Source organism: Flavobacterium plurextorum (assembly GCF_002217395.1).
Lineage (GTDB): Bacteria > Bacteroidota > Bacteroidia > Flavobacteriales > Flavobacteriaceae > Flavobacterium > Flavobacterium plurextorum.
In genome coordinates this window covers 30688-46207 of record NZ_MUHD01000026.1, presented here as the reverse complement: position 1 = coordinate 46207, position 15520 = coordinate 30688, and the positions used below count along the sequence as shown (strand labels likewise).

17 protein-coding genes are annotated in these 15520 nt (G+C 32.5%); 14 read left to right on the top strand and 3 right to left on the bottom strand.

Translation table 11 applies throughout. The features are described 5' to 3' along the window. Position 1: 1 nt before the first annotated feature. The 3 genes from B0A81_RS13625 to B0A81_RS13615 all read right to left on the bottom strand — a co-directional run bounded on the left by B0A81_RS13625 (position 2) and on the right by B0A81_RS13615 (position 1223). Entirely contained in the window at positions 2-454 is a 453-nt protein-coding gene (locus tag B0A81_RS13625; RefSeq protein ID WP_089058544.1) for a hypothetical protein, read from the bottom strand. A gap of 152 nt (positions 455-606) precedes the next feature. After that, positions 607-840 (bottom strand): hypothetical protein, encoded by a 234-nt coding sequence (locus B0A81_RS13620; RefSeq protein ID WP_089058543.1) that lies wholly within the window; start codon positions 838-840, stop codon positions 607-609. Between the two features lie 233 nt (positions 841-1073). After that, complete coding sequence (locus tag B0A81_RS13615) at positions 1074-1223, bottom strand: hypothetical protein (protein ID WP_244281424.1); 150 nt, start codon at positions 1221-1223, stop codon at positions 1074-1076. A 123-nt stretch (positions 1224-1346) separates the two neighbouring features. On the opposite strand from B0A81_RS13615, the gene B0A81_RS13610 reads away from it, so the two are divergent. From B0A81_RS13610 to B0A81_RS13540, 14 genes are all read left to right on the top strand, one after another. Further along, positions 1347-1574: a DUF2683 family protein gene (locus B0A81_RS13610; protein WP_089058542.1), complete on the top strand. Its 228-nt coding sequence runs from the start codon at positions 1347-1349 to the stop codon at positions 1572-1574. A gap of 790 nt (positions 1575-2364) precedes the next feature. Continuing rightward, positions 2365-2958, top strand: coding sequence for a TetR/AcrR family transcriptional regulator (locus tag B0A81_RS13600; RefSeq protein WP_089058541.1), 594 nt, complete (start codon positions 2365-2367; stop codon positions 2956-2958). Between the two features lie 248 nt (positions 2959-3206). Continuing rightward, complete coding sequence (locus tag B0A81_RS13595) at positions 3207-4418, top strand: efflux RND transporter periplasmic adaptor subunit (protein WP_089058540.1); 1212 nt, start codon at positions 3207-3209, stop codon at positions 4416-4418. Between the two features lie 12 nt (positions 4419-4430). Further along, positions 4431-7595 (top strand): efflux RND transporter permease subunit, encoded by a 3165-nt coding sequence (locus B0A81_RS13590; protein WP_089058539.1) that lies wholly within the window; start codon positions 4431-4433, stop codon positions 7593-7595. Positions 7596-7929: 334 nt separating this feature from the next. Then, positions 7930-9348 (top strand): TolC family protein, encoded by a 1419-nt coding sequence (locus B0A81_RS13585; RefSeq protein WP_089058538.1) that lies wholly within the window; start codon positions 7930-7932, stop codon positions 9346-9348. 365 nt (positions 9349-9713) lie between these two features. Then, a complete protein-coding gene (locus tag B0A81_RS13580) occupies positions 9714-10400 on the top strand; it encodes a hypothetical protein (protein WP_208861321.1) in 687 nt (228 codons plus the stop codon). A 96-nt stretch (positions 10401-10496) separates the two neighbouring features. Then, complete coding sequence (locus tag B0A81_RS13575) at positions 10497-10952, top strand: hypothetical protein (RefSeq protein ID WP_089058536.1); 456 nt, start codon at positions 10497-10499, stop codon at positions 10950-10952. 234 nt (positions 10953-11186) lie between these two features. Continuing rightward, positions 11187-11792 carry a Crp/Fnr family transcriptional regulator gene (locus B0A81_RS13570; RefSeq protein WP_089058535.1) on the top strand — a complete coding sequence of 202 codons (606 nt, stop codon included), beginning with the start codon at positions 11187-11189 and terminating at the stop codon, positions 11790-11792. A 71-nt stretch (positions 11793-11863) separates the two neighbouring features. After that, positions 11864-12595 carry a GNAT family N-acetyltransferase gene (locus B0A81_RS13565; RefSeq protein ID WP_089058534.1) on the top strand — a complete coding sequence of 244 codons (732 nt, stop codon included), beginning with the start codon at positions 11864-11866 and terminating at the stop codon, positions 12593-12595. Between the two features lie 248 nt (positions 12596-12843). Then, on the top strand, positions 12844-13224 hold the full coding sequence (locus B0A81_RS13560) for a DoxX family protein (protein WP_089058533.1): 381 nt from the start codon (positions 12844-12846) through the stop codon (positions 13222-13224). Positions 13225-13233: 9 nt separating this feature from the next. After that, the gene (locus tag B0A81_RS13555) at positions 13234-13446 is read left to right on the top strand and encodes a hypothetical protein (RefSeq protein WP_233206987.1); all 213 of its coding nucleotides are present in this window, start codon (positions 13234-13236) and stop codon (positions 13444-13446) included. A 78-nt stretch (positions 13447-13524) separates the two neighbouring features. Next, positions 13525-13896 (top strand): VOC family protein, encoded by a 372-nt coding sequence (locus tag B0A81_RS13550; protein WP_089058532.1) that lies wholly within the window; start codon positions 13525-13527, stop codon positions 13894-13896. Positions 13897-13918: 22 nt separating this feature from the next. Next, positions 13919-14428, top strand: a complete 510-nt coding sequence (locus B0A81_RS13545) for a DinB family protein (protein WP_089058531.1) — start codon at positions 13919-13921, stop codon at positions 14426-14428. A gap of 3 nt (positions 14429-14431) precedes the next feature. Next, a complete protein-coding gene (locus B0A81_RS13540) occupies positions 14432-14896 on the top strand; it encodes a DUF1440 domain-containing protein (RefSeq protein WP_089058530.1) in 465 nt (154 codons plus the stop codon). The last annotated feature ends 624 nt before the right edge of the window (positions 14897-15520 follow it).

Here is a 15520-nt window from a genome sequence, read left to right as displayed (position 1 = left end):
TTTAGTTAGAATTGGCAATAAAATGCTTTTCAACAATACTATTATATTTTTTAGGGTTATACTTTATAACAGGTTTATTTTTACCATCAAACAAAACCATTGCAGTTCTTTTATCAAGCATAGTGACATCTATAAGGTATGTTTTTTTGGCAGTAATGAATTTTAATTCTCTGGCGTTTGTTCTGCCTACAAATCTTTTATCTGTTGCGGGACCATATTTATTATAAATAGAATCTGCCGTTTTTTTATGAATTTCAACTTCTTCTTCTGAGGCTGCAACTTTTTGGTTTTCAACAAAAAATATTCCTTGTGAAGGCGAAATCAGCGTTATACCGAAATCTGTTTTTATATCTTCATTTACCTTTTTAATGTGTTTTGATGAACAACCATTCGATACAACAAGAATTATTAGTAAACAAATAATATGAATTATAGTATTTTTTGAATTTTTCATTTGAATTAAATATAACAAAGATTATAATCTGAAATCTCTAACAAAAATCTGTTTTAACTTAGAGATGAGTTTTGTAAACGCATCAAAATCTCAACAACAATACAAATAATAAAACCTCGATCTTAAGAAACCGAGGTTTTATTTTGTAAATCTTACTCCTCACTCAAATAAGGATTCAAAACTTCGGCCAATTCATTAAGCCAAAAAAAGCTGTTTTCTAATTCGGTTACTCCGTTTTGAAGGGTTTCATGTTCTCGCATTACGCCTAAAGCTAAAATATAATTTACTTGTCGTAATGCTTTAGCCATGTCTTCGGGATTAATTTTATCGCTGAAGAAATTTAGAAGTCTTGTTTCGGCTTCTTTGGAAAGTGTGTTTGTTCTCATAATTTGAAGAATTTAAGAAAAAACCCTCATGCCTTAGTAGTCTTACGCTTCTTCACGGCGTCAAAGTCCTTTCGGAGCTTTACTACTTAGCACAAGGGCAAATTTTATTTCGTCTTAATGTGAAGATTTAAGAACTTCAAATATAGATAAAAACATTTAAAAAAGAAAGATTTTTCTTTCAATAAATACATTGGCTTTTATCAAATATAAGAAATCTATATTTCAGCAAACATTTATCCCATTTTTGTCATTATTTCAAAATGATTGATACAATTTTCGATGGTGTAATTTGGTTCTGCAGTTTCTTTTTTGGCTTCCTGAGAAAAGGTCTGCTGGAAAAATAAAACAGCAATTGTGGTTTTTATGATGGTTATTGGTTTCATTTTTTTTGTTGTAATGTTACGAAAAATTACTATTGGCAGTAATGAATAAATAAATTATAGAGATTAACATGGAAATTAGAGTTTTGTCTTAACTTTGTTGATCAACTTTAGTAAATTAATATCATGCAAGCAATTAACATCACAGCATACACAGAAGACGCTTCTCAAATTGAAGCTGTAAAAGCTTTTATGAAAGCACTAAAGATCAAATTTGAGATCGCAAATATAAAACCATATGAGTTATCTGAAGAACAACAAAATATATTAAACGATCAAGTTATTTCAGATAAAAACCTTTATACTGATGCTGACTCTGTTTATACCGATTTAAAAAAGAAGTATGAATTATAAGATTATTGTTTCTCCAATTGCATTAAAAAATATTGAGGAAGCAGTTGAATATTATATTTTAAAAGTTAGCAAAAAAAATTGCCTTAGATTTTCTTAATGATTATAAAAAGGTTTACAAAGCCTTACATTTAAATCCTTTCTATCAATTTCACGATACTAATTATCGTTATCTTCCATTTAAAAAATTTCCTTACGTCGCATTTTTTATTGTTGATGAATTATCAAAAACAGTGTTTTTAAATGCTGTTTTTCATACTTCACAAAATCCAGAAAAATATCCCGTAAAATAAAAATTATACAAAAGTCCCAGCGGGACGAAATATTTATAGAAACAATTAATTTTATTTTAATAGAGCCCCAGCGGGGCGAAATATCTTTTGGATTTACAATATTAATATGTCGCTCCGCTGGAGCTTTTTCTAAATTGTGTAATCAATAATCTATAAATATTTCATTCCTCCGGAATTTTATTAATACAAAATTATTCTTGGCATACTTTGACAAAGTTCTAATGAAAAAATACACGTTCTCGCCTAGCCCAGATCGAAACGGCATCCTTTTATGGCGGTGTTCGCCATAAAAGATATAGTGTAGAGCGGGATAAAACGTTCTTAAAAGCGAAAAATGAACTGCTTCAAAAAAATATATAAAAACTAAAACCTCAATAAATTCAAGGCTTCAGAATCAATCTATGATACGATAAGAAAATATTATGATAAAAACATTTCATAATTAGAAAAACCGCCATACATTTGCCTAACAGTGTTAAACGATTTAATACTCGAATAAAATGGCTAGCAAAGATCGAATTTTAAGACAAAAAGAAGAGACAAGAAATAATATTCTTGGCGCTGCTTATGATATCGTAAAAGAAGAAGGCTGGAATGGTTTGAGTATGCGTAAAATTGCCGACAGAATCGAATATACTGCTCCCATTATTTATGAATACTTTTCGAATAAGGAAGCAATATTAGAGGAACTTACCGGCAAAGGTTTTATGAAGCTGACGAAAGAATTGCAAATTGCAATCGATAAGTTTGAAAAACCCGAAGATCAATTAGAAGCCATGTGGATGACTTACTGGGACTTCGCTTTTACTAATACCGAAATGTATCAGTTGATGTTTGGTGTACAAATGACATGCTGTGCTCAGCGATGTTCGGCTCAGGAAGCACCTTACAAATTATTTACTGGTGTTATTGCTGAAGTTATGAAGGACAGCAATCCTAGTGAAGATATCATTAAACAAAAATATTTTACTTTCTTTTCTGTGATTCATGGTTTAATTGCCATAAACATCATAAATAAAAGTGATATTTTAGAAACAATAAATGCTCAAATTTTGAAAGATGCCATTGGCGGTATCATCAAATCAATACAGTAGATTTTTTTTTCAATTTTTACTTAACAGTGTAAAATAATTTAATTGGATAATATAAAATCCTTTTTTTTATAATCTTAACTTAACACTGTTAGAAAATTTAATAAAGGTAAAACCGAGTTTTTTTTACTCTTTTACTTAACAGTGATAAATAATTTAATACCAATTTATAGTCGAATTGGAAATGGCTTACTGTATGGAAATTTGTGCATTTTTACTTAACAACGTTAGATAATTTAATATAATTAAATATGAATCCCGAGAATGCCAGAATACCACAATTTTTTAAAAGAAATGTTGAACCAATTAAAACCAATAAAATGAAAAATGTAATTATAACCAGTTTTATTCTGGCTTTAGTATTAAGCAGCTGTGCTGATAAAAATCAGGCACCTACTGCTCCACCTCCACCGGTTTTACCAGTATTAGCGATCACAAGTGCAAACACAACTACTGACGCTGAATATCCTGCCGCTATACAAGGAACTGTTGATGTTGAAATTCGTCCGCAAGTAAGCGGAAACCTTGACAGAATTTATGTTGACGAAGGTGCTTATGTAAGTAAAGGACAAACTTTATTCAAAATAAACGAACGTCCGTTCCGTGAGCAGTTAAACAATGCTTTGGCAAGTCTTCACGCTGCAGAAGCGGCTTTGATTAATGCAAATTTAGAAGTTGATAAATTGACTCCGCTGGTTCAAAACAAAGTAGTTTCTGATTATCAGTTGAAAACTGCAAAGGCTTCTCAAAAAATTGCTGCAGCTAATATTGAACAAGCAAAAGCAATGGTAGGTTCTGCTAAAATTAATTTAGGCTACACAAATGTTACGGCTCCAGTGAGCGGATACATTGGCAGGCTGCCTAAAAAACAAGGAAGTTTAGTTTCTGCATCTGATGTTGAAGCGCTGACAACTTTATCGGATGTTCATGAAGTATTTGCTTATTTCTCTTTAAGCGAAACAGATTTCATCAACTTTAAGACGCAATATGCAGGAAATTCTCTTGGTGACAAAATCAAAAAACTACCTCCAGTTACTTTGATTTTGGCTGATAACAGTTCTTATCCTCAAACTGGAAAAATCGATATGGTAGACGGTCAGTTTGATAAAACTACCGGAGCGATTACGATTAGAGCAACTTTCCCTAATGCAAACGGAACATTACGTTCTGGAAATACAGGAAAAATTCGTTTAGGATTAAATCACGACGATGCAATTTTAGTTCCGCAAGCTGCTACTGTTGAAATGCAGGATAAAGTGTTTGTTTTCACTGTAGGTAAAGACAATAAAGTGACTAAAATGCCTATTATCGTTGTGGGTAAAAGCGGTACCAATTATTTAATTAAAGAAGGTGTAAAAACGGGTGACCAAATCGTATTAAGCGGTATTGACAAACTTCAGGATGGACAAGCGATTCAGCCAGAAAAATCAACTAAAGTTGCCGAAGTAACTAATAAAAAATAATTCAAAAAGACAATGTTCAAAATATTTATACAAAGACCTGTACTGGCAACTGTAATTTCCATTTTATTGGTGATTTTGGGAGTATTAGGTTTAACTAAACTGCCTTTACAACAGTTTCCTGATATTGCGCCGCCATCGGTTTTGGTAACGGCGGTATATCCGGGAGCAAACGCAGAAACGGTTTTACGTTCTGTGGCACCTTCTATCGAAGAATCTATAAATGGTGTAGAAAACATGACTTACATGAGTTCTACAGCCAGTAACGACGGTACTTTAGCTATTACAGTTTTCTTTAAACTTGGTACAGATGCTGACCAAGCTGCAGTAAACGTACAAAACAGAGTGGCACAGGCAACCAGCCAGCTTCCTGCCGAGGTTGTACAGCAAGGTATTATTACAGCTAAGCAGCAAAACAGCTTTATCATGGCAATTGGTATGTATACTGATGATGAAGCAAAATACGATCAGACTTTTGTTGCCAACTACGCACAGATTAATATTATTCCGGAATTAAAACGTATTCCAGGTGTAGGTTCTGCCAGTATTTTTGGTGGTGTAAAAGATTACTCTATGCGTGTTTGGTTGAATCCAACGCAAATGTCAACTTACAAAGTGACGCCAAGCGAAGTTATGGGAGCGATCCAAGATAAAAGTTTGGAAGCTGCTCCAGGTAAATTTGGAGAGCGAAGCAAAGAGGTTTTTGAATACGTTATTAAATATAAAGGGAAATTAACTAAACCAGAAGATTATGAAAATATTGCTATACGTTCTAATGCAGATGGTTCAGTACTTCGCTTAAAAGATGTAGCAAGAGTTGAACTTGGTGCTTACTCTTACAACAGTTTAACTCGTTTAAATGGTAAAAAAGGAGTTGTAATCGGGGTGATTCAATTAGCAGGATCTAACTCTAATGAAATCCAGATTGCTATTAATAAAATGATGGAAAAAGCTTCTAAAGATTTTCCAAAAGGCATAAAACACAATATTTTCTATAGTACAAAAGTATCTCTTGACCAGTCTATCGAACAGGTTCAGCATACCTTACTAGAAGCTTTTATATTGGTATTTATTGTGGTATTTATCTTCTTGCAAGATTTTAGATCAACATTAATTCCGGCTATTGCTGTACCTGTAGCAATTTTAGGAACGTTCTTCTTCATGCAGTTATTCGGATTTTCGATCAACCTTTTAACGCTTTTCGCATTAATTCTGGCGATTGGTATTGTGGTAGATGATGCTATTGTAGTTGTCGAAGCCGTGCATGCGAAAATGGAGCACAAACGCTTGTCTCCAAAAATCGCAACCCATGAAGCAATGCACGAAATAACGGGTGCTATTATCTCGATTACGCTGGTAATGGCTGCTGTTTTCCTGCCGGTTGGTTTTATGGAAGGCTCAACAGGAGTTTTCTATCGTCAGTTTGCCTTTACGATGGCAATTGCAATTGTAATTTCGGCTGTAAATGCCTTAACATTAAGTCCGGCGCTTGCTGCCTTATTCTTAAAAGATAATCACTCAGCTCACGATCATGATGCTGCTTATGAGAAAAAAGGATTTAAAGAAAAATTCTTCACGGCTTTCAACAGCAGTTTTGAATCTTTAACAAACCGTTATGTAGGCGGACTTAAATTCTTAATCAGAAGAAAATGGTTGAGTTTAGGCGGATTGGCTTTAATTACTATAGCAACTGTCATAATGGTAAAAACAACTCCTGCAGGATTTATCCCAACAGAAGATCAAGGATTTATCGCCATTGCAGTAAATACACCATCTGGAACATCATTAGACGGAACGCAGAAAGTAATGACTGAAGCTGAAAATACTTTAAGAGGTTTAGACGCTTCACGATTTGTAACAGCGATTTCAGGTTTCAACTTATTGACTAATTCTACAAGTCCATCATCAGCAGTAGTTTTCGTATTGCTTAAACCAAATGAGGAACGTGGTGATATTAAAAATATTGACGAAATCATGAATCAGGTTCGTGGTAAACTGGGCGCTATTTCTGGCGGAAGTTTCTTCGTATTCAGTTTCCCAACTGTTCCAGGATTTAGTAATGTTGAGGCTTTAGATTTAGTGCTGCAGGATAAAACTGGAGGAAAACTGGATAAGTTCAGTGGAATCTCTCAAAACTTTATCGGAGAATTAATGAAACGTCCAGAAATTGCGGTTGCCTTTACGAGTTTCAAAGCAGATTATCCTCAATTGCAATTGGAAGTTAATGACGAAAAAGCAAATCAATTGGGTGTTAATGTAAAAGACATTTTACAAACGATGCAGGCTTATTTTGGTAGTGCTCAGGCATCTGATTTCAACAGATTTGGTAAATATTACCGTGTAGTTGTTCAGGCCGATATCGAGGACAGAGCAGATCCAACAGCAATAGACAGAGTTTTTGTAAAAAACAAAACTGGCGAAATGGTTCCAATAAATACTTTAGTAAAACTAACTCGTATTTATGGTTCAGAAACCGCTTCACGATACAATTTATTTAACTCAATTTCTATTAATGCCATTCCGAAACCAGGATTTAGTTCCGGAGATGCTATTAAAGCAATTGAAGAAGTAGCAGCACAACAATTACCTGCAGGTTACGGGTTTGAATTCTCGGGTCAGACTCGTGAGGAGATTTCTTCTGGAGGGCAATCGGCAACTATATTCTTACTGTGTTTGATATTCATTTATTTCCTACTTGCTGCACAGTATGAAAGTTACATTTTGCCTTTGGCGGTAATCTTATCGATCCCTGCAGGTATTTTTGGAGTATTCGTAGCTATTGGTTTAACTGGAATTGAAAATAATATTTATGTTCAAGTTGCATTAGTCATGCTGATCGGATTGCTCGCCAAAAATGCCATCTTAATTGTAGAATTTGCCGTGCAGAAAAGAAAATCAGGTCAAGCGTTAATTAGAGCTTCAATCGATGCTGCAAAATTACGTTTACGACCAATTATCATGACGTCGCTTGCTTTTATTGTTGGTTTAGTACCAATGATGAGTGCCAAAGGACCATCAGCTCAAGGTAACCACTCTATTAGTATTGGTGCTGCAGGAGGTATGATTTCGGGAGTAATTCTAGGTCTGTTTATCATTCCGGTTTTATTCATCATCTTCCAACATTTACAAGAAAAGGTTTCTGGAAAACCAGTTGCCGTAATTCATAATGAAGAAAAATAATATATGGAAAACTATATCACAACAATCCTTGTCGCCATTATAATTGGCATCGGATATATATCGTACAGAATCTCAAAAGATCTTGAAACTAGAAAAGATACTTGTACAGAAATTTAACCCTTTGTGTGAAAAAATGTTTTAACACATAGAGACATAGATTTTTTTCTCAAAAAAAGAGAATAAATGAAACTAGTTTCAACACATAGAAAACTATGTGCATTTAAAATAAGTGAAACGCCTTTTTTTTATTCTCAATCCCAATAGCTGTCGGGAATGTTTCTATGTGTTAAAAAAAATACACCCAACGGATAAAAAAAATTAATAAAAAGACTAAATGAAAAATCATATAACCAAAATCGTGATGATCGCCATTTTGATCATCACTTTAATATCCTGTAAAGTTTCTAAGGATATTGAAACTCCAAAAGATGCGTTTCCTGAGAACTTCAGGAATGCATCGGTTTCAAGCGATACAAGCAGTATTGCTGATGTGGAGTGGAAAAACTTCTTTACAGAAAAAGATATTATCAAATTGATCGACAGTGCCGTTGCCAGAAACAACGATTTGCAAATTGCCGAAAAGAACATCGAAATTGCACATTACCGTTTTACACAATCAAAATGGGGAAATGTGCCACAGGTTAATTTACTCGTAAACGCAAGCACCAGCAATCCTTCTGATAATAGTTTTACTGGTAAAAATTTAGGTCAGGCTTTAGGTCAAAATCATATCGATGACTTTTCTGCGGGAGCTTCACTTTCGTGGGAAGCAGATATTTGGGGAAAAATCAGAAATCAGAAAAAAGGCGCTTATGCAGAATATTTACAATCTGCAGAAGTGAAGAAAGCACTGCAAACGAATATTGTAGCCAATGTTTCAAGAGGATATTATAATCTTTTAATGCTGGATGCTCAATTGGATATTGCCAGACAAAATTTTCGTTTAAATGATAGTACAACAAATATTATCAAATTAAAATACGATGCTGGTCAGGTAACTTCACTAGCGATTCAACAATCTGAAGCACAAAAATTAAACTCAGCGCAGTTGATTCCGTTATTAGAACAAAATATTTCTATTCAAGAAAATGCATTAAGCGTATTGACGGGTTCTTTTCCGAATTCTAAAGAAAGAACAATTCGTTTGAGTTCAATTGAAGTAAAACACAATACCGCTGTTGGAATTCCGTCTTCATTAGTGAGCAGAAGACCTGATGTAAAAAGCGCTGAATTAGCGCTTAAAGCTACCAACGCAAACGTAGGAATCACAAAAGCCGACTTATATCCAGCTTTAAGAATCACAGCTCAAGGCGGCGTAAACTCTTTTGAAGCCAGCAATTGGTTTAACATTCCTGCTTCCTTATTCGGAACTGTTGCAGGCGGTTTAACACAGCCTCTTTTGAATAATAAAAAAGTAAGAACACAATATAATATCGCTGTCGCAGAAAGAGAAAAAGCAGTTATAAGTTTTAGACAATCTGTTTTAGTTGCTGTCAGCGAAGTTTCGGATGCTTTAGTGAAAGTAGAGAAATTACAGCAGCAAGAAACTTTCCTTCAAGAAAAAGTAAAAACCTTGCAGCAAGCCATTAAAAATGCAAACCTTTTGTTTAAAAATGGTATGGCAGAATATCTTGAAGTTTTAACTGCACAAGCAAATTTACTGCAAAGCGAATTGGAACTTGCAGATATTAAAAGACAACAGTTAACCGCTAATACTGATTTATATCGCGCTTTAGGCGGAGGCTGGAAATAATACCTATTACCCGTTAATTATTTATTTTTTGAGATGAAAACGCTTTGAGACCTTTGGTTTCATGGCGTTTTTTTAGTTTTGTAGCAAAGACCAATAAGTTTTTTTACCTACTATATTATCATCTCGACGAAGGAGAGATCTTCGCAAGTAGCTCCGCCACAATAATTTCTTCGCGATGCTTTTTTATAATTTCATATATTTACTTTTAGATCATTAATCACTTTATGAGAAAGCATTATTTCATCCTATTTGTATTTTTCTTTTTGATAATTAGCTGTAAGAAAAATACAGAGGTAATTAATACATCAAGGTCAGACACAACCAAAATTGTTAAACTTCCTCCACCATTAGATTATGCAAAATACATGAAAAACGTTCCTAAGAGCGATAGTTTATGCAATGGTGAAATTGAACGAGCAAAAGATGATCTTTCAAAATACAATGGTGTTTATGTTCAAACGATATGTTTTGGATGTGATTTCAAGCCTTATGAAGATGAAATTAAAGAAGTTCTTAAAAAGAAAAAATTTAAACTAGGAATTCAGGATTTGGGTTGTGAAATTTATGAGGGACAAACAAGAGGTTGTTATATCGCATATATAGATTTAAAAATGAAAGAAAAATATGGAGAGAATTATAAATCAGAGATAGAAAATGATGCTATAAAAATTCTCATAAAAAATATTAATAACAACAATAAAATTATTAGCATTTACGATTTAGAACAAAACGAAAAACCAAAAATATTAAACCCAAAAATTGCTATAGAGAATGATTATTCCACCACTATAAAAACTGATTTACCAATAAATAGAAAAAGCATGCATTATTTATTTACTGATATAGAATTTATCGTAGAAAAAGATGGGACAATAAGTAATATAAAACAAACTAATTGGGTAAATGAAAAAGGTATTGATGAAAAATACAAACAAGATTTGATTAATCTTGCTATACATACACTAAAAAAAGATTACAATAATTGGAAACCTGGAACATATAAAGGTAATAAAGCCCGAATACAAAATAATCTAAGAATTAGTTTTGAATAACAAACCTAGAGAATTACTTTTGATAAACTCGTAAATACCATTTTTGAATATATCATACTTTATAAAATAATCCTTTCAAACAATAAATCAAAACCCATGAAGAAAATTGCATCCATTGCGCTTTTAGCTTTACTATTTGCAAATTGCAAGCAAACTAATTCGAATGAAGAATTAAAATCAGAAACCAAGCCGGCAGATACAATTGCGGTTGTAAAAGAAGAAAAAAAGGCAGAGGAAAAAGAGGATTGTAAAAACATCGAAGTAGAAATGGGATCTGGAAAAGAATGCATCTTAAAAGATACTAATATTGATAAAGTGTATCAAAATATTATTAAAAACAAAGAAGTCGAAGAATCAGAATACTTTTTAAGTGCAATTCCAAGTGAAACTAAATCTGTTGAGATAAATAAAAATGGGTTAATCTCTATTGATTATCAAATTACAAAAGATAAAGTAGCTATTGCTATGAATTATGAAGGCGGTGTGACAGAAGTAACACTTGAAAAAATAAATAATACAGTAAAAAGAAGCATTTATCATTATGCTGATTAAGCTATAATACAGTACAAATAACTTGTAATAAAACCGCTAAAAGCTTTTGAGTTTCTGGCGGTTTTTTATTTGCTGTAAAGTCGTCTCCACAAGCAGCTCCTCAACGAAAATCCAATCTTTGTGGAGTTTCTTGTGGAGATTTCTCCTTCGTCGAAATGACAAACTTAGACTTATTTCTTTATTTTTGAAAAAAAAACATCGCGCCATAGCGTCTTTGTGGCAAAACGATTAACTATGACTTTCAATAAAGAAATATCCCTCAACAATCTAAAGCTGGCTTTCGAAGGCTACTCTCCTATTTCTGAAAAATCATGGAAATTAATTGAGAACATTACAGAATTCCAAACCATTAAAAAAGGAGAAACTTTATTACAAAATGGAGAAATTGCTAAAAATCTTCATTTTGTTGCAAAAGGAATTCTAAGAGCTTTTATAACAGATCGACAGGGAAATTTCTATAATAAAAATCTTTTCATGGAAAACTCTTTTGCAGGTTCAAAAGTTTCATTGATGCTGCAATCGCCCTCAGATTTTACAATTGAAGCTTTGGAAGACAGCATTATCATCAACCTTAATTACAAAAAATACATTTTGCTAATTAATGAAAATGAAGATCTCAAAAACTTTTATATCGCTCATTTAGAAAAGAACTGGATTATTGATAAAGAACAAAGAGAAGTGGCGCTGGTAATGCAAAACGCAACCGAAAGATATGTTAATCTTCTAAAGAAACATCCAAGTATTGCAGAACGAGTTCCGCTATTACATATTGCATCGCATTTAGGAATTACTCCAACTCAGTTAAGCCGAATTAGAAAAAGTCTGGAAAAAGATTTATAAATCAACATATGTAAAGGTTTTCTTGAAAAGCTAATTTTATCTTTGTTTCAGATTTAAATTTGATATTCAAAATGAAAAATATAAACCTCATCAAAGACAATATTGACAACCTGACAGCGCTTTGGAGAACTGTTGCGACTCCCCTTCTTTCCTATCATAAAAACGATCCTTTTGAATTTATTCAAATAGAAAACTCCGGCTGGCCAAACCGACTATGGTTTCGAGAAGATATCACCGAAAAAAATCTTCCACAGATTATGGAAATAATGAAAGAAAATCCCAAATTAGTTATTCCATATTGGGATATTTTCGGAAGTAATTCAAATGAAATCTTTGAAAAAAACGGATTTTCTACTCGCATTCAATTGATGGCTATGGCTTTGAAACTGGACGAAAAATTTCCGATCCAAAACAATCTGAGTTTTAAAAGAGTTTTAAATGATGACGATGCCAAAACCTGGTCTGATATTTATCCGATGTCTTTTAGTTATGTTATCAGTAAAGAAACATTGGTTCATAATTACGAAAATGCCGCATTTTATCTAGTTCATTTTGAAGAAAAACCAATTGGAACACTTACCCTTTTTCAAACCGAAAAAACAATGGGAATTCATGGTGTGGGCGTTATTCCAGAAATGCGTAAAAAAGGTTTTGCCGAAGAAATCATGAAATTTGCTATAAATAAAGCAATTGATGCTGATTGTGAATATGCGCAACTGCAAGCTTCTGCTTTAGGAAAAGGCATTTATACAAGATTGGGTTTTGAGGATTTGTTTTTGATTACGAATTACCAGCTTACGTAAATTTTAAATTCCAATTTTTCTTATTTCTATCGTGTTGAGCATAGTGAAGCAGTCAAAACAATCTTGTCATCCCGAGGAACGCGGGATGACAAACTGTATGGTAAATCCAAGCAACAACTAACTAACAACCAACCAACAATCAACTTGTCGTAAATGCCCCTAAAATAGTCGTAAATGTGTATTTTATCAGAAATATAAGATCATTACATTTGTAATGCATTAACTAATAACTATTTAAAAAATACCACATGAAAAAAGCAAAAATTATTTTTTGGGTTACGACAATTATTATTTTTCTATTCGAAGGCGTTATGCCGGCATTAACTTCTCAGACAGAACTGGCTAAAGAAGGAATCAGACATTTAGGCTATCCAGAGTATTTTGGAAGTGCATTAGTTATTTTCAAAATCTTAGGTGTTTTAATTTTAGTGATTCCGTCAGTTCCTAAAAATGTAAAAGAATGGGCTTACGCCGGATTTGGTTTCGATTTTATATTCGCTTCAATCAGCCATTTTGCGGTTGATGGAATTGGTTTTCAAGGCTTCTTCCCATTAATCTTTTTATTGATTTTGGCTGTTTCTTATACCTATTATCATAAAATTGAGCGTTATAAAAATATCGCTTTATAAAATTTACAAATGATGATAGAAGTTTTCAAAACAAATGTTCAAGAAGTTGAGCAATCAATAATGATTGTGGGAAAGCTTCTTGAGCATTTTCCTAACAGCGCTATCAATTTTGATCTTGAAGATTGCGATAAAATTCTGCGAATCAACGATTCAAAAATTTCAAATCACAAAATAATAGAGCTCGTAAATTCATTTGGTTTTCATTGCGAAGTACTTCCGTAAAATCATAATCAATTGAATTACAAAATAATACAATAATAATTTGTAATTTTAAAATCCAAAATTTTAAAATACCGCAAAATGAATATTCCGGCAGAACATCAAACCATAATGCCCTATTTAATTTTACCGGGCGCATCAAAATTTATTGATTTTACTAAAACTGTTTTTGGAGCTTCAGAAACGCATACTAAAGCACTACGTGAAGACGGAACCATTATGCATGCTGAAATTACTTTGAATGGAAGCACCATAATGATCACCGATGAAGTTGCGGACTGGCCCAAACAAACTGCTAATTTGTTTGTTTATGTTCCTAGCGCTGATGAAAGTTATAAAAAAGCGCTAGAAAATGGAGCCGTTTCATTAATGGGTTTAAGTAATCAGGATTATGGCAGAACCTGCGGTGTAACAGATCCATTCGGGAATACTTGGTGGATAACATCAGTATAATAATCACTTAAAGATTAAAATTATGAAAGCAGCAGTTAAACAAAATATAGTTCAAACATTTCATGATCTAAACGAAACCTTTTCGCTATTTTCTGAAAATGAAATAAATAAAATTCCATACGAAAACAGTTGGACAGCAGGACAAACAGCACAGCATATTGTATTGGCAGGCTCCGGATATCCTGAACTTTTTGCAGGAAAAACTGAAAAAACTACTCGAAATCCCGAAGAAAAAGTAAAAGATATTGAAGCTCTTTTTTTAAACTTCGACATAAAAATGGATGCTCCAATATTTTTACAACCTGAAAAAAAAGAATACGACAAAAAAGTACTGATCGAAAAACTTCATAAAATTGAATTCGATTTATTAGATTCAGCTGAAAAATATGATTTAACCTTAACTTGTCTTGATTTTCAAGTTCCTGGTTTTGACAAATTCACGATTTACGAATGGATTAATTTTGTACTCATTCATACAAAACGCCACACAAATCAATTAAACAAAATTTCTAAATCGATAAAGAAAATTTAAGATATGAAATCAAAATCGAGAACTGTTTTATCCTCTGGCTTATTAGCGGGAACTTTAGATATTCTGGCTGCAATTTTAATCTACGCTGTTTTATTACACAAAACAACAGCCGAAAAAATTTTACAATCAATTGCCAGCGGTATTTTTAAACAGGAAGCTTACATTGGCGGATCTCAAATGGCAGTATACGGTTTGCTTCTTCACTATTTTATTGCCTTTGCTTTTGCTTATTTTTTCTTTAAAATCTATCCTTATTTTCCTTTTCTGCAAAAAAACACCGTATTTTCTGGTGTCTTATATGGTTTATTTGTTTGGATAGTTATGAGTCTTATCGTGCTTCCAATCACATTTCCTAAACTTCCATCCAAACATTTTGACTTTCCATTACTGCTTTCCATATTAATTTTGATATTCTGTGTTGGTATTCCGATAGCATTTATAACCAAAAAACATTATACCTATCGTTAGTTTTTCAATTCTAAAATTTAAAACTACAAAACTGACTATCAAAAACTTACATTAAAAAAAGAATTATCAAAATTTTAGCTTTTCATTTCAAAAAAGAATCATACTTTTATTAAAAGTAAAAATAGTTTGTTTAAGAATCTAAAATATAATGTTCTATTGATCGAAAAAATCAACAGAAAATTTCTATTTAATTCCCAATTTACTTTCACCAATTCAATTGTAATATTTAAAGAAAAAATATAGACTTCATCTTTAATTTTAAAAAGATCGTTTGAAAAACATTCAAACCTCTATTAGCTTAAAACCTAATTTTAATTATAAAATTGATCCTCTATTTTTTCTTATCGTTATTTCTATTGACTCACCCTTGATAGATCAAGCGGCAACAAAAACAAAAACTAAGTCTAATAAGCCTGCATTGCATTATTTGAGCAAAATGCTCTTTCGAAATTAATTTCGAAACTAACAACACCAATTACTAAACCTCTAGAATGCTTCGTGAAAAACACGTATGCAGACTATGTTATTTTCTGGATTAGGAAGTTTTTTTACAACCTCCTAAAATATCTGCCTACAATAAAATTACAATGGATTTACTAATCCTAAATGACTTATTAATTGAAT